Here is a 15,279-nt window from a genome sequence, read left to right on the forward strand (position 1 = left end):
CGCGTCCGTCGGGGACGCGTCCGGTGCCGTGGGTCGGGCGCTGCGCCCGGAGGCGTCAGGCGGGGACGACGTTGACGAGCTTGGGCGCGCGCACGATGACGGTGCGCACGCCGTTCTCGGTGGCCGCCTGGACCTTCGGGCGGGCCAGGACGAGCTCGCGCAGCGCGTCCTCGGTGATGTCGGGGCTCACCTCGACGCGGTCGCGCACCTTGCCCTTGATCTGCACGACGCAGGTGACCTGCTCCTGCACGATCTTGCTCGGGTCGCTCTCGGGGAACGCCGCGAAGGCGACGCCGCCGGAGTGACCGAGCCGGGCCCACATCTCCTCGGCGATGTGCGGCGCGATCGGCGACACCATGAGCACAAGCGCCTCGACGACCTCCCGCGGCGCCACGTCGAGCTTGGTCACGGCGTTGTTGAGCTCGATGAGCTTGGCGATCGCGGTGTTGAAGCGCAGGCCCTCGAAGTCCTCGCGGACGCCGGCGATGGTCTGGTGCAGCTGGGTCGTCAACGCCTTGTCGGGCTCGGCGTCTCCGACGCGCACCTCACCGGTGGCCTCGTCGACGACGTTGCGCCACAGTCGCTGCAGGAAGCGCTGGCTGCCGACGACCGCGCGGATCTCCCACGGCTTGGACAGCTCGAGCGGACCCATCGACATCTCGTAGACGCGGAAGGTGTCGGCGCCGTACGCGTCGTACATCTCGTCCGGGCTCACCGAGTTCTTCAGCGACTTTCCGATCTTGCCGTACTCGCGGTTGACCGGCTGGCCCTCCCACGTGAACGTCGGGTCCTCGCCGTGTCCGCCCGGGTGCTCCTCCACCTCGGAGGCGGTGACGTACTGGCCGCGGGCGTCGGTGTAGGCGTAGGCCTGGATGTACCCCTGCGAGAAGTACTTGCGGAACGGCTCCTCGCTGCGCACGTGGCCGAGGTCGAAGAGCACCTTGTGCCAGAACCGCGCGTAGAGCAGGTGCAGCACCGCGTGCTCGACGCCGCCGACGTAGAGGTCGACGCCGCCCGGGTCGCGGGTGCCGGCGGGCGCGCCCTCGACGGTCTCGTCGTGGCGGGCCAGCCAGTAGGCCTCGTTCTCGGGGTCGACGAACGCGTCGTGGTTGGCCGGGTCGAGATAGCGCAGGTAGTACCAGCACGAGCCGGCCCAGTTCGGCATGGTGTTCGTCTCGCGGCGGAACGCGCGGGTGCCGCGGCCGTCACCGAGGTCGACCTCGACCTCGACCCACTCCGGAACGCGCGACAGCGGCGGCTCGGGGCTGCTCGTCGCGTCGTCGGGGTCGAAGGTCTTCGGCGAGTAGTCGGGCACGTCGGGCAGCGTCAGCGGCAGCTCGGCGTCCGGCACCGGGTAGGCGACCCCGTCCGCGTCGTACATGATCGGGAACGGCTCGCCCCAGTAGCGCTGGCGGCTGAAGAGCCAGTCGCGGATGCGGTAGTTGACGGTGCCGCGGCCGATGCCCTCCTGGTCGAGGAAGGCGATGATGCGCTCCTTGGCCTCGGCGACGTGCAGGCCGTCGAGGGAGATGCGCTCGGTGCTCGAGTTGATCGCGACGCCGTCGCCCAGGAACGGCTCGTCGTCGGGGTGGCCCTCGGGCGGCTGCACGGTGCGCACGATCGGAATGCCGAACTTCGCGGCGAACTCCCAGTCGCGGGTGTCCTGCCCCGGCACCGCCATGATCGCGCCGGTGCCGTAGCCCATCAGCACGTAGTCCGCGACGAACACCGGGATCGACTGTCCCGTCAGCGGGTTCGTGGCCCACGAGCCGGTGAACACGCCGGTCTTGTCGCGACCCTCGGTCTGCCGCTCGACCTCGCCCTTGCGCGACGCGGCGAGGCGGTAGGCGCCCACCGCGGCGGCCGGGGTGCCGGACGCGTCGGCGTCGTCACCGCGCCAGCCGTCCTTGGTGCCCTCGGGCCAGTCTCCCTGCGGCACCAGCGAGTCCACGAGCGGGTGCTCGGGCGCGACGACCATGAAGGTGGCGCCGAAGATCGTGTCGGGACGCGTCGTGAAGACCTCGATGCCGGCCTGCTCGCCCGTCGTCGTGACGACGGGGAAGGTGACACGGGCGCCCTGCGAGCGGCCGATCCAGTTGCGCTGCAGGCGCTTGACGTTCTCGGGCCAGTCGACGCCGTCGAGGTCGTCGGCGAGCCGGTCGGCGTAGGAGGTGATGCGCATCATCCACTGCGAGAGGTTGCGCTTGAACACCGGGAAGTTGCCACGCTCGGAGCGGCCCTCGTTCGTGACCTCCTCGTTCGACAGCACCGTGCCGAGTCCGGGGCACCAGTTGACCGGCGCCTCGGACTGGTAGGCCAGTCGGAAGCCCTCCAGGACCTTGGCCTTCTCGGTGCCGGTCAGCTCGGCCCAGACCCGTCCGTCGGGCGTCGGGACGGTGCGCTCACCGGACTCGAGCTGCTCGACGAGCTCGCTGATCGGCCGCGCCCGACCCAGGCCGCCGTCCTCGCGCACCGCGTCGGAGTCGTACCAGGCGTCCCAGATCTGCAGGAAGATCCACTGGGTCCACTTGTAGTAGTCCTCGTCGATCGTCGCGAAGGTGCGCCGGTTGTCGAAGCCCAGCCCGAGGCGGCGCAGCTGGCGCTTCATGTTCGTCATGTTCTCCTCGGTGGTCTTCCGAGGGTGCTGCCCGGTCTGGACCGCGTACTGCTCGGCGGGCAGGCCGAACGCGTCGTAGCCGAGCGCGTGCAGCACGTTGCGGCCCTGCATGCGGTGGTAGCGGCTGTAGACGTCCGTCGCGATGTAGCCGAGCGGGTGGCCGACGTGCAGGCCGACGCCGCTCGGGTACGGGAACATGTCGAGGACGATGAGCTTGCGCCCGAGCGCGGCCACCTTGTCCGGCTCGGCCCACGGCCCCGCGGGGTTCGGGGCCGCGAAGGTGCCCTCCTCCTCCCAGCGGTCCTGCCACGCGACCTCGATGTCGCGGGCCATGGCCGCGGTGTAGCGGTGCGGCGTGTCGTCGGTCTGCGGGCGCTCGGACGTCTGGTTCTCGCTGGCCTGGCTCATGTCTTCTCTCTCGTCGCTGGTCGCCGGGGCAAAAGAAAACCCCTCGCACAGGAGGGGGAGCCGCGCTGATGTCGGGTGACCCCGACGTTGCTCAACGCGGCTGCGGAAGGAGGAGCAGACCAGCCATGTTCGCAAGGTTAGCGCAGCACGCCCCACCGCCGCCGACCCGCATGATCCCGGACACCCGCGCGCCCCCTCCCATCGAGTGAGCACTCGACCCCACGAGCCCCATGCCGACCCACTCCCCCTTCCGTCGAGTGAGCACTCGACCCCACCCGTCCCACACCGCCCGTCCCCTCCGTCGAGTGAGCACTCAGCCTCACGAGCCCCTTCGGCGGTCCGACGTATCACGTTCGGCGCGTCGCGCCTCGACGACCATGGAGCGCTGGATCGCCTCCTCGATCACGTGGCTCGCGAAGAAGCGAGACCCGACGGCCGAGAGCGTGAGAGCGCTGCGCGGAACGCCGAGACGCGATGCGAACCGCAGGACCGTCTGGACCCTTGCCGCTTCGGTCGCCAGGTCCGCCTTCCACATCTCCTCGACCGGCCATCCTTCGTCTGCGAAACCACGCGCTCGTACGTCGTCCCGGCCGCGCTGATCTGCCGAGGAGTGAAAGGCCTCGCCCTGGTACTCGCCCACCAGCTGCTGGACGGTGCCGTCGGGTGCCCGGACTCTCCAGAGCAGGTCGGCGAAGCCGAGGATGCGGTCGGGATCATCGGCCGAGCGGACCGGCTCGTTCAGCTTCGGTTCCGGCAGCCCCGCCCTGACGAACATGAGTCTGGCGATCGTCTCCCGCGGGGAGGCCGCACCCACCCTGACGAGCTGCAGTGCCTCGACAAGTGTTCGCTTGCCCCGTGGCCGGACCCGCGCGTCGATGGCCCGTCGCAGCGGGGCGACGCTGCACATCATCGTGGCGCACGCATCCCCGGCCACGACCGCATCATCGAGGCCCAGCGGCTTCCCGCGACCGATCAGCTCACCCAGGTCGGCGAACGTGTCGGCGAGGCCCGTGACCGGGAGGCCCCGGATCGTCGTCACCTCCCGGGGGTGCAGCGCCCGGTGGCCACTCACCCCCGGCACCCGCGCCTGCGTCGCGGGCAGTGGACGCACCACATGCGTCCGCGAGTCCAACAGTGCCGAGGCGGGCAGCGGTATCCCGTGCAGCTGCGCCGCGGTGACGTGCGACAGCACCGAGCCCGGCGGGACGCAATCGAGGACGAGGCGCCCGTGTTCCACAACCGCCGAGTACTCCTCGTCCGGCAGCAGCTTCATGTACGGGACGTGGGCGACGCCGATGGCGGCGAACGATGAGGGCACCGCCCAACGCTGCGGCGTGCCGCGTTGCGCGGGAAAGGCGTCGGTTTCCGGGTGTGGACAGCGACGGACGTCCGTTCAGGGGTGTGGACGGCGCGTCACCGATGGGGCTGGCGGGGTTTCGTGCTCACTCGATAACGGGGGTGGACCCGCGACGGCGTGGAACGGGTGGGACGGGTGGGGCTGAGTGCTCACTCGATGGGGAAGTGGCCTTGCGTCGTCAGGTCGTCAGGTCGTCAGGTCGTCAGGTCGTCAGGTCGTCAGGTCGTCGCGTCAGCGGAAGAGGCCGACGACGATGAGGGTCTGGGCCACGTGGTAGGTGACGATGACGACGATCGGGGCCCACCGACGCTCGTGGACGAACCGGTCGTGGCCGAGCACCGTGTCGCTGACGACGAAGGTGAAGCAGCCGAGGATCACGAGCCAGTCACCCTTCCACGCGGCGACGAGCAGCAGGCTGATCAGGGCGAGCTGGTAGATGAAGACCGGTCCGCGCTGCTCCCCCGCGCCCCTGACTATGTCGCGGCCGAAGAAGACGAAGAGCAGCACGGCGACCGGAACGGCACCGAGGAGCCACCACGGGAAGCCCGGCTGCCTCGGGGTCTCGAGGATGGCCCAGATGTAGGCGACGTGGGCAGCGAAGAAGGCGCCGACCCCGACGAGGAACCGGGTCTCGGTCGCGGTCAGCAGGGCGACGTCGCCGACGAGGCTGAAGCCGAGCGCGACGAGCACCGGCAGCAGCGTCGGTGACCCGGGTGCCGCGCCCTCCCAGCTCAGCGACCAGGCGAGGCCGCCGAGGAGCAGCACGACGAGGGGCTTGGTCAACCGCTCGAGCACGTACTCACCCCGCAGCACGGCACCCCAGTTGATGAGCGCCGTGACGCCGAGGGCCACCGAGAGGACCCAGAGGTGGGTGGTCACGGTGCCAAGACTCCCAGCCGGGCCGCGTGGGCGGGCTCCGACACGCAGGATCGCCACCGTCGCCCGCCCACCGGGCACGTGTCGAGGGCCTCATGGTTCTCTGTCAGACTCGTCCAATGCCCATGCGCAAGTTCCAGCACACGGTCACCCCGGACGACACGGCCGCCACGGTCGGCAGCGGTGACCTCGAGGTCCTCGCGACCCCGCGTCTCGCCACGTGGTGCGAGAACGCCGCCTTCCAGGTCTGCCAGCAGAGCATCGACGCCGACCACACCACCGTGGGCACGAAGATCGTCATCGAGCACGTCAAGGGCAGCGCCGTCGGCACCGACATCACCATCCTGTGTGCCGAGCCGATCAACGACGGCCGCCGGCTCGTGTGCCACGTCAGCGCCAAGGACGCCGACGGCGAGGAGATCGCCTTCGGCGAGGTGCACCGGGCGGTCGTCGACCCGGACCGCTTCATGGCCAAGTGCCAGCGCATCCTCTGACGCGCAGCCGCCTCCCAGCCGTGGTTGCCACGATCGACGCGTGACGCCCGGCCTCATCGGTGCGCTCCTCGCAGCGCTCGCCTACGGCGCCGCCACGGTCCTTCAGGCCCTCGGCGTGCGCCGTCTCTCGGCGACCCCGCCGGGCACCCCGCTGCTCCGACGCGTCCGGGCCGTGTGGCCCTACGGGCTCGGGCTCGTGCTCGACGGGCTCGGCTTCCTCGCCTCGGTGGCCGCGCTGCGCACGCTGCCGCTCTTCCTCGTGGAGTCCGCCGTGGCGTCGTCGGTCGCGGTGACGGCCGTGCTGTCGGTGGCCGTCCTCGGCCTGCGGCTCGGCGCAGGTGAGGTGGTCGCGCTCGTGGCGGTGTGCCTCGGCCTGACCGGCCTCGCCGTCTCCGCCGCTCCGGGTCCGGCCGTGCAGCCCGGGCCCGGCGCGACGTGGTGGCTGCTCGCCGCTGCCGCGCTGGTGGCGGGTCTCGTCGTGGTCGGCGCCATCGACCACGACCGCCGACGGGGCGCGCTGCTGCTCAGCGTCGCCGCCGGCCTCGGCTTCGGCGGGGTCGGCGTCGCGGCGCGGCTGCTGGAGGTCCCCGACCCGCTCTGGGGTCTGCTCACCGACGGCCTCGCGTGGATCCTCGCAGCGCACGCCGCCCTGGCGACCGTCGCCTACGCGCTGGCCCTGGCGCGCGGCCGCGTCACGACCGTGGCGGCCCTGACGTTCGCGACCGAGACCGTGGTGCCCGCGCTCGTGGGGCTGCTCGCCCTGGGCGACCGGGTGGTCTCCGGGCGCGACCCGATGGCGGCCGCCGCCTTCGTCGCGACGCTCGCCGGATGCATTGCCCTCGCCGGCCGGGCAGAGCCGGCTGAGGGGGCCGGGCCCGAGCAGGCTGCCGCCCTGGACGAGGACCTCGTCGTCAGCGGCGACGCAGCCGCTCCACCTCGGCGTCCACCTGGGCCTCCGTCGGCTCTTCCTTGACGTACACCTCGTAGGCGTTGGCGACGAGCCCGACGCCCCATCCGGCGATCGGGAAGATCGGCCAGAAGAAGCCGCTCGTCGTCATCGCCCAGATGATGACGAACATGCCGTTGACGAGGCAGAAGATGAGCAGGTGGACGCGGAAGTCCGCCTTCTTGCGCAGCCGCTGGAGCGCTCTGGTGCGCAGGTCGGGTTCCTCGCCCGTGCGGTCGTCCGGCACGACGCGGTCCCTCGTGGGGTCGACGTCGGGTCGCGGTTCGATCGGGGTGCCGTGCACGGTCATCGTTCTCACCGTTTCCTCCGCGGGCCGCCGGGCGGACCTCGCACCGGCTCCCACAGTTCCACCGTAGGTCGCCGCGCAGGCGCCGGAGGCCCCTCGTGGCGGGCCTCACCAGGCCTGATGCGTCACAGGACGCGTCACAGCACGTAGGCGTCGCCGTCGCGCGAGAGACCGAGCGAGCCGTAGTACGGCTCGACCATCCCCGGCGGCGGCAGGAAGCGCCGGTACCCGCGCCGGCGCAGCAGCCCGTCCGGGCCGAGGATGAACTCCCCCGGGGAGAGGTCGCGGTGCCGCGGGGTCACCCAGTCGAGGAGCAGCTGCGCCGTCCGGTTGCCGGCGTCGTGGCCGATGACGACGCCGACGGTCTCGTCGCCCTTGAGGACGAGGAAGCAGGGGTCGCCGGAGAACGGGTCGTAGACGAAGTCCGGGTTGAACCGGCGGATGTCGGCCTCGTAGACACGGAGGACGTGGCGCAGGTACGTGTCGTCGCCGGCGACCTCGAGCACCTCGTACGCGGCAGCGTCGTGCCGCTCCCGCGCCATCCGCGCGAGCTGCCAGATGTTGATCGCGGCGAGCACGACGTTGAGCCCCACCATCGGCCACACGTGGTTGGCGGTGTTGTAGCCGATGAGGATGACGCAGCCGACGAGGTTGATGATCCGGAGCCGTCGCAGCTGTGTCTGCAGGAGCGACCAGACGAGCACGGCCGAACCGATCCAGCCGATCGCCTCGAGCCACCAGGAACCCATGGGCCGACCCTAGTGCCGACCGAGCGGTCCGGGGCCCCGCCGACCGGAATCGGCGGGGCCCCGGAGCGAGTCTGCAGCGGACGCGTCAGGCGTCGGGGGCGACGAACTCGGGCAGCTTGGCCTCGAACTGCGCGTCGAGCGTCAGCGAGGGCAGCACGTGTCCCTGCTTCTGGGCGCTGTCGGCGACCGAGAAGCCCCACGTCGAGGCCCGCAGGCGCTGGTTCGGCGTGCCGTGGTGGCCCTCGCTGGTGAAGCTGCAGTCACCGACCTGGTAGAAGGACTGCTCGGCCTGGAGCACGCGGGCCGCGTTGAGGGCCAGGCCGCGCTTGTGCGTGACGAAGTACGTGCCGAACGCGTCGGCCATCAGCTCGGTGCGGCGGGTGGCCTCGGGACCGGTGAGGGGCGAGGCGAACAGGCCCTTGTCGTACTGCACGTGGTGGGCGTACTCGTGGCCGAGGACGGCGCGCGGGCCGACGTCGCCGACGCCGATGGCCTGCAGAGCAGCGAGGATGCCGTCGCCGAAGACGAGCTTGTCGGGGATCGCCGCGACGACCGGGTCGGTCTCGCCCTCGGCGCTGAATGCGAAGGCGTTGAGGGTGAACAGCGGGTTGTCGCCGTCCTGCAGGCCGGGGTCGCCGGCGACGACCTGGCGGATGAGCGAGGCGAGGCCCGCCGCGTAGGTCGGGTCCCCGTAGAGGAAGGCGAGCGTGCGGGTCATCCGGGCCTCGTCGCGCATGACGTCGCCGTGCATCGCCATGAGCTGGATGCCGGATCCGTCGGTGTCCCAGAAGGACTGGGCCGCCCGGAAGGAGTGGGTCAGCTCGTTGCGGTAGTCGCGCTGGAGGGCGTACCGGGTATCGCCCGAGGAGCCGAAGAGGATCGCGTCGTAGGTCGGCAGGTCGAGGGCGCCGGTCGTGGCGAGGAAGAAGAGGTTGGAGTAGTCGATGTTCGCGAGGAGCCCGTCGACGTAGGCGTCGAGCCGCGTCGGGGCGCACTGGTACTGCGTCGGGTCGATGGCACGCTCGAGGGCCTCGCGCGGGGCCGAGGCCTCGACGCCCAGGCGAGCCGCGGCGGCCTGCCGGCGGGCCTGCCAGTCGGCCGGCATGAACGCCCTGGCGCGGGCGAGGAGTGCCGCGGCGCGCGGGTCGTCCGTGGCACCGGTGGCGAGGTCGTAGGTGTGTCCGTTCGGGGCGACGTACGCCGTCGGTGACGACGTGGTGGCGGTCGAGGGCGCTCCGGCTGACGTCGGCGCGGCCGACGCGGCACCGGCGCCGGCCGCGAGACCGGCGCCGCCGAGTGAGAGCGAGAGCGTCGCGACGAGCGCGACCGACCAGGGTGAGGGCTTGGGCAAGGTGAGGGCTCCTTGGTCAGCGTCCGCGACCCGCTGCCGGGGACGTCGAGCCCATCATCGGCTCCGGACGCGCCGCTCCCCCGTGGGACGCGCCGGAGTGCCGACGACCTTGAGTCCGATGACGGCCGCGACGACCCCGGCCAGCAGCACGACCTTGGCCACCGAGAAGGCCTCGCCGCCGAACAGCATCGCCCACGTCACCGTGAGGGCGGCGCCGACGCCGGTCCACACCGCGTACGCGGTCCCGATGGGGATGGAGCGGGCCGCGCGGGCCAGGCCCACCATGCTCAGCGCGCCGGCGACGAGGAAGACGGCGGCCGGGAGCGGGCGCGAGAGCCCATCGGACGCAGCCAGGGCCGAGGCCCAGACGGCCTCGAGGACGGCGCTGAGCAGGAGCACGACCCACGGCATCACGCCACCGCCTTGAGCCCGGCGATGCAGCCGACGAGCACGACGAGCAGCACGGCGCGTGCTGCGCCGAGCCGCTCGGTGCCACGGGCGACCGCGAGCGCGATCGTGCCGACGGCGCCGATGCCGACCCACACGGCGTAGGCGGTTCCCGCGGGCAGGCCGGTCATGGCCCACGCGAGGCCGACCATGCTCAGCACGAGCGAGACGGCGAACAGCGTTGTGGCGCGCGGACGCCGGAACCCGTCGGACGCGGCGAGCGCGGTGGCCCAGACGGCCTCGAGGGCCCCGGAGACGACGAGGACGAGCCAGTACATGGCGATTCCGATCCGGCCGTCTTGTCGCTGTGCGGGTACGGCTCCCTCGTCCGCAGCGCGGTCTCGCGCGCTCGCCTCATGGTAGGTGACCCATGCACCCGACCCAAGTCGGGCGTCGCGACGCCTGGAACCGCTCGTGAACCGTGTATCAGGAGGGTGTCGCCGCACTACCGTGAGATGTCGGTTCGGTTCGACCACCCGGGACCAGCCATGAGCGGTGACTACCTCGACTTCGACATCGCACTGACCCGCGAGGGCCAGGGATACGCAGCGCACGTGCTCGACTCCCCTGCGGGGCAGGCGTCCACGCCCTTCACGCTGCCCTTCGGCGCCGCCGACCTGGCCCGCTTCATGGTGGCGGTGGGCCCGCCCCGGGTCACCTCGCGGCGGCTCGTGCCGGCCGAGTCCCGGGTCGTCGACGTGCGCGAGTACGGGCGCCGACTCGCCGACGCGCTGCTCGCCGGGGACGTCGGACGCGCCTTCCGCGACAGCCTCGCCGCCGCGACGGCACAGGGCCGTGACCTGCGGCTGCGGCTGCGGCTGGACGCCGTGCCCGACCTCGACCCCGTCCCGTGGGAGTACCTGTACGACAAGGGACTCGAGCGTTTCGTCGCGCTGTCCCAGGAGACGCCCGTGGTGCGCCTGCTCGACGCTCTCGACCGTCCGCCCGTCGTCATGGTCGAGCCTCCGCTGCGGGTGCTCGTCATGGTGAGCAGCCCCTCGGACCTCGAGCCGCTGGCGGTCGACCGCGAGAAGCAGCTGCTGCGCGCGACGACCGGGGACCTCGTCGCGGCAGGCCTGCTCGAGGTGGTCGTCGTCGAGGAGGCCACGCTCATCTCGCTGCAGCGGGCGCTGCTCGACGACTACCACGTCTTCCACTTCATCGGCCACGGCGGCTTCGACGACCAGGCACAGGAGGGCGTGCTCGCCCTGGAGCACCCCGACGGCACGGCGCACCTCGTCAGCGGGGCCCGGCTCGGCACGCTGCTGCACGACGCGCGGACCCTCCAGCTCGCCGTCCTCAACGCGTGCGAGGGCGCCCGGACGTCGGGGCGCGACGCGTTCTCCGGGGTCGGGCAGGCGCTCGTGCGCCAGGGGCTGCCGGCGGTCGTCGCGATGCAGACCGAGATCTCCGACCGGGCGGCGCTCGTCTTCAGCCACGAGTTCTACTGGTTCCTCACCCGCGGCCTCGGTATCGACGCCGCGATGTGCGAGGTGCGCAAGGCGATGGCTGTGTCGGACGAGGCGGCCGAGTGGGGCACGGCGGTGCTGCTCCGCTCGGGCTCGGAACAGCCGTTCGCGTTCGTCGGGCCCTCCTCTGCCGCAGGGCGACCCGCCGGGTCGGAGACGTCGGGCACCGACCCGCAGGCCCGAGAGGCCCGCCTCGCCTCGCTCTACACCGCAGCCCAGGGCGCCATCGCCGCCGCCGACACGACGACGGCGCTGCCGATGCTCGAGCAGATCGCCGCCGAGCGGCCCGACTACGCCGACGTCACCGAGCTCATCGAACGGGTCCGGCCCGACGCCGGGCCCGCGGTCACGGACGTGCCGCGGAACCCGGTCTCGGTGGTCGGCGTCAACCCGCGTCCGCAGACGTTCCCGTGGGCGCGCGAGCAGCAGCCCGAACCCGAGCACCCCGAGCCTGAGCACCCCGAGCCCGTGCAGCCCCAGCCCGACCCGCCGAGGCCCGTCCGGCCCGAACCCGAACGGCGGCAACGGGATCGGGGCAAGGGGATCGGCCGATGGGTGCGGCTGGCCCTCCTGGCCGTCGTCGTCGTCCTCGGGCTCGTCGCCTGGCGGACGCTGCCCTCGCTGCTGCAGAAGGCCGACCCGCTCGTCGCGGCGGCGTGCGGCACCAGCTCGGTCGATCCGGGCGCCACCGACTTCACGATCGGTTGCGCTCCCGTCGCGCCGGTCGTCGACGGCTCGTTCGACGACTGGCGCTCGGTGACGACCCGCGTCATCGACACCCCGGTGCCGGACTTCGCACGAGTTCCGGTCAACGGGCTGTCGGCGACGTGGCAGGCCCTGTGGGACAAGGACGCCCTGTTCCTGCACGCCGTCGTCACCGACCCGACGCACACCGCCGTCGTTGCCGGGCAGCCGAGCCAGTGGTGGCGCGGCGACGCCGTGTCGTTCGAGGTGGGGCCCGACCCGCGTGCCCTGTCCCCTTCCGCTTCCCTGCGCAAGGGCAAGGACTTCCACGTCGTGCTCGGACTCCTCGACGACGGCGACCGCGGGGCGGCGGCGGCGGTCAACGTCGTCGGCACCAGCTCGAAGGGTCAGATCGTCTTTCCCACCGGGTCGCGACGTCCGAAGATCGCGGTCGTCGCCCGCCCGACCGACAGCGGCTACGAGCTCGAGGCGCGGGTGCCGTGGTCGGAGATCGGCCGGTCCGTGCCTCCGTCGCGCGGCGAGGTCCTCGGGTTCAACGTCAACATCAGCGACGCGCGCGGCTCGGGCGCCGACTGGGCGCTGCGCACCATGCTGAGCAGCAACCCGAGCCGCTCGGGCGCCAACCAGAACCACCCCGGCACGTGGCAGACCCTCGCCCTCGGCGACTCGGGGTGACCGTGTCCGGCCGCCTGCATGCCCTCCTCGTCGGGGTCGACGCCTACCCGCCGCCGGTGCCGGCGCTGCAGGGCTGCGTCAACGACGTCACGGTCTTCGCCGAGGTCCTGCGACGCCGCGTCGGCGACGACGCCCTCAACCTGCTGCTCGTCACCGACGCCGAGGCGACCCGCGAGCGCGTCACGGCCGCCTTCGCCGAACACCTGGGGCGGGCCGGCCCCGACGACACGGCCCTGTTCTACTTCAGCGGCCACGGGTCCCAGCAGGACACGCCCCCGGAGCTGTGGGCGGTCGAGCCCGACCACCGCAACGAGACGATCGTCTGCGTCGACAGCCGCTCGGAGGGTGGGTGGGACCTCGCCGACAAGGAGGTGGCCACGCTCGCCGCCGGGGTGGCCGCGTCCGGGTGCCACCTGCTCGTCGTCCTCGACTGCTGCCACTCCGGAGGCGGGACGCGCGACGTCGACGAGGTGGTGCGCCTGGCACCAGAGGACCGCCGAGTGCGCCCGGCGAGCTCGTTCCTGCCCGGGGTCGTCGCCCAGGCCGGCGGCACCGACGCGACGCGTGACGTCCCGCGGTGGGCGACGCCGGCCGCCCGGCACGTCCTCCTCGCCGCGTGCCGGTCCTCGGAGAAGGCACGCGAGGTCACGGTCCTCGGGCGCCAGCGCGGCGTGATGTCCGCGGCGCTCGAGGCGACGCTGCTCGCCTCGGACGGCCGGCCCTCCTACCGCGACGTGCTGCGCGCCATCACTGCCGAGGTGCTCGGACGCGTCGAGGAGCAGCACCCGCAGCTGGAGAGCACCGACGCCTCCGACCTCGACCGGCCCTTCCTCGGCGGTGCGCTCCCTTCGACGCCGCGGCCGCTGACACTGAGCCGCCTGCCCGACGGGTGGTCGATCGACTCCGGGGCGGTCCACGGCGTGCCCGAGCCGATCGGCGACGACACGACCGAGCTCGCGGTGTACCCACTGACCGGCGAGACGTCGGGGGCGCCCCTCGCGGTGGCGACAGTCACGCGGGTACTCCCGGACCGCAGCCTCGTCACGCTCACCCCGGAGCTCGACCGGTCGTTCGTCTACCGCGCCGTCGTCACGTCGATCCCCCTGCGCCCGTTGACCGTTCGCGTCACTGGTGATGACGCGGGCACCGCCGCCCTGCGGCGCGCCGCCGAGGAGGCCGACCACACGCTCGTCGACCTCGTCGACGCCGGCGAGCCAGGGGCGGACTCCCCCGGGCTCGTCGTCGAGTCCACGCCGGGCGGGTTCGTCATCACTCGCCCCGGAGTGCCGCGTCCGCTCGTGCCCGTCGTCGCAGGTGCGGGCCGCGAGGAGCGCACCGTCGTGGCGCTCGAGCACGTCGCCCGGTGGCTGCGCCTGTCCACCCTGACCAACCCGGCCACCCGGCTGCCCGCCGACGCCGTCCGCATCGAGGTGAGCACCCCGGACGCCGCGGTCACCGCCCCCACGGGCGCCGGCGGAACGCTCGGCGTGGCCTACACCGGGCAGGGCCCGCCGCGGTTCACCGTGACGGTGACGAACACGACCGACGGCCCGCTCTGGGCAGCGCTGCTCGACCTCACCGAGACCTACGGCATCTTCACCGACGCCTTCCCGGCCGGATCGGTCGCCCTCGGCCCCGGCGAGTCGACGGCCGTCGACCTCATGGGCCAGGTGTCCGACGCGCTGTGGGAGGCCGGGACCGTGTCGGTCACCGACGTGCTCATGCTCGTCACGAGCACGCTCGAGTTCGACCCGCGCACCCTCGAGCAGGACGAGCTGGACGTCACGGCGCCGCCCGCCCCCGCCGGGCCGGTGCGCGGGGTCGACACATCGTTCGCGGTCGGCGCCAGCGAGCCCGCGACCTCGCTCGACGGGGTGCTGCGCAGCGTCCGGACACGCCGGGCCACCCCGGTCGCCCGGGCCGGGTCGGTGGCCGACTGGCGCACCGCCACCGTCCGCGTCGTCACGACGCGGCCGCGCACCTGAGCGAGGCGGCCCGGGGCGCGGGCCTCAGTCCTCGGGCTCCCACTCGACGAGCCCGTCGAGGGGCCGGCGGTCTCCGTCGATGTCGAGCACGTCGACGGGCAGGCGTCCGTACATGAGCAGGACGAGCTCGCTCGCCGTGGCCGAGCCCGTGACGTCCGGCTCCCCGGCTCCGTCGGCCCCGGCGAGACGCTCGACCCGGGCTCCCTCGGCCGACAGACCCAGGCGCCACGCAGCGCCCTCGGTGGCCCGGTAGACGACCGTCGCCGGCTCGTACGGCCACGGGCTCGTCGTCGCGACGCACGTCGAGAGGAACTCCTCGACCCCGTCGAGGGCCACCTGCTGGGGCAGGGGCTGCGGCGCGTCGACGGCCAGCTGGGCGTCCCACGTGTGCACGGCGACCTCCTGAAGCTGGTGCCGGGCCACGGCGCCGCTGGTCTGCGGCGACTGCGACGAGCCCCACCACGTCCAGCACGGCCGGTCCGGCCCGGCTTCGGCGAGGGCGTCGAGAAGCTGCCGCGTCGAGGTCGCGAGCCAGGCGTCCAGGTCCGCGCGGTCGCGGGGTGCGGTGGCCTCCTCGGGGTCGGGGACCACGCGTCCGGTGGCCGCGGCTCCCAGGGCGACCGTGGCGGCCCACGACCGGCGGCCCGCCCCGATGTGCTGCGCCAGGTCGTGGAGCGTCCAGCCGGGGCAGGATGGCACCGGGGCTTCGAGGTCCGGGGCGGACGTCACGACGGCACGGAAGGCGGTCGCTCGCTCGTCGATGAGGCGAATCAGGTCGGGCAGCTCGAGGGTGGGGTGCACGAGCGGATGTCTAGCTGTGATGCCCAGCCAGGTTGTCCAACCGGGTGATGGGTGCGACCTTCCCGATCGCTGAGTGGGGCCGGTGGTGGTTG

13 protein-coding genes and 1 riboswitch are annotated in these 15,279 nt (G+C 72.6%); of the genes, 4 read left to right on the plus strand and 9 right to left on the minus strand.

The genetic code is table 11. The features are described 5' to 3' along the window. Window positions 1-55: 55 nt before the first annotated feature. From AC3A5R_RS21495 to AC3A5R_RS21505, 3 genes are all read right to left on the minus strand, one after another. Window positions 56-3,025 carry a leucine--tRNA ligase gene (locus AC3A5R_RS21495; RefSeq protein ID WP_487622815.1) on the minus strand — a complete coding sequence of 990 codons (2,970 nt, stop codon included), beginning with the start codon at window positions 3,023-3,025 and terminating at the stop codon, window positions 56-58. A 319-nt stretch (window positions 3,026-3,344) separates the two neighbouring features. Further along, a complete protein-coding gene (locus AC3A5R_RS21500; RefSeq protein ID WP_487622816.1) occupies window positions 3,345-4,298 on the minus strand; it encodes a hypothetical protein in 954 nt (317 codons plus the stop codon). Between the two features lie 315 nt (window positions 4,299-4,613). Beyond that, window positions 4,614-5,261: a lysoplasmalogenase gene (locus AC3A5R_RS21505; RefSeq protein ID WP_487622817.1), complete on the minus strand. Its 648-nt coding sequence runs from the start codon at window positions 5,259-5,261 to the stop codon at window positions 4,614-4,616. 116 nt (window positions 5,262-5,377) lie between these two features. On the opposite strand from AC3A5R_RS21505, the gene AC3A5R_RS21510 reads away from it, so the two are divergent. Together AC3A5R_RS21510 and AC3A5R_RS21515 are read left to right on the plus strand one after the other, a co-directional pair. Continuing rightward, window positions 5,378-5,752, plus strand: a complete 375-nt coding sequence (locus tag AC3A5R_RS21510; protein WP_323099766.1) for a thioesterase family protein — start codon at window positions 5,378-5,380, stop codon at window positions 5,750-5,752. 40 nt (window positions 5,753-5,792) lie between these two features. Next, window positions 5,793-6,725, plus strand: coding sequence for a hypothetical protein (locus tag AC3A5R_RS21515; RefSeq protein ID WP_487622818.1), 933 nt, complete (start codon window positions 5,793-5,795; stop codon window positions 6,723-6,725). Here the strand turns inward: AC3A5R_RS21515 and AC3A5R_RS21520 are convergent. The 5 genes from AC3A5R_RS21520 to AC3A5R_RS21540 form a co-directional block, all read right to left on the minus strand. Further along, window positions 6,664-7,008: a 2TM domain-containing protein gene (locus AC3A5R_RS21520; RefSeq protein WP_487622826.1), complete on the minus strand. Its 345-nt coding sequence runs from the start codon at window positions 7,006-7,008 to the stop codon at window positions 6,664-6,666. The genes AC3A5R_RS21515 and AC3A5R_RS21520 overlap by 62 nt on opposite strands. A 134-nt stretch (window positions 7,009-7,142) precedes the next feature. Further along, window positions 7,143-7,754 carry a hypothetical protein gene (locus AC3A5R_RS21525; protein ID WP_487622819.1) on the minus strand — a complete coding sequence of 204 codons (612 nt, stop codon included), beginning with the start codon at window positions 7,752-7,754 and terminating at the stop codon, window positions 7,143-7,145. A gap of 85 nt (window positions 7,755-7,839) precedes the next feature. Beyond that, window positions 7,840-9,105, minus strand: a complete 1,266-nt coding sequence (locus tag AC3A5R_RS21530; protein WP_487622820.1) for a hypothetical protein — start codon at window positions 9,103-9,105, stop codon at window positions 7,840-7,842. Window positions 9,106-9,159: 54 nt separating this feature from the next. Further along, on the minus strand, window positions 9,160-9,516 hold the full coding sequence (locus tag AC3A5R_RS21535) for a DMT family transporter (protein WP_487622821.1): 357 nt from the start codon (window positions 9,514-9,516) through the stop codon (window positions 9,160-9,162). Further along, window positions 9,516-9,830 (minus strand): DMT family transporter, encoded by a 315-nt coding sequence (locus tag AC3A5R_RS21540; protein ID WP_487622822.1) that lies wholly within the window; start codon window positions 9,828-9,830, stop codon window positions 9,516-9,518. Before AC3A5R_RS21540 ends, AC3A5R_RS21535 begins: the two co-directional genes overlap by 1 nt. Before the next feature lie 10 nt (window positions 9,831-9,840). Then, window positions 9,841-9,904: riboswitch (guanidine-III (ykkC-III) riboswitch) on the minus strand. A 136-nt stretch (window positions 9,905-10,040) separates the two neighbouring features. Between AC3A5R_RS21540 and AC3A5R_RS21545 the strand changes: the two genes are divergently transcribed. Both AC3A5R_RS21545 and AC3A5R_RS21550 read left to right on the plus strand, forming a co-directional pair. Then, complete coding sequence (locus AC3A5R_RS21545; RefSeq protein ID WP_487622823.1) at window positions 10,041-12,401, plus strand: CHAT domain-containing protein; 2,361 nt, start codon at window positions 10,041-10,043, stop codon at window positions 12,399-12,401. Window positions 12,402-12,403: 2 nt separating this feature from the next. Beyond that, complete coding sequence (locus AC3A5R_RS21550; protein WP_487622824.1) at window positions 12,404-14,386, plus strand: caspase family protein; 1,983 nt, start codon at window positions 12,404-12,406, stop codon at window positions 14,384-14,386. A 24-nt stretch (window positions 14,387-14,410) separates the two neighbouring features. On the opposite strand, the gene AC3A5R_RS21555 is transcribed toward AC3A5R_RS21550, so the two are convergent. Next, window positions 14,411-15,187, minus strand: coding sequence for a maleylpyruvate isomerase family mycothiol-dependent enzyme (locus AC3A5R_RS21555; RefSeq protein WP_487622825.1), 777 nt, complete (start codon window positions 15,185-15,187; stop codon window positions 14,411-14,413). Window positions 15,188-15,279 lie beyond the last annotated feature (92 nt).

The organism is Intrasporangium sp. Soil_C_50, assembly GCF_057656595.1.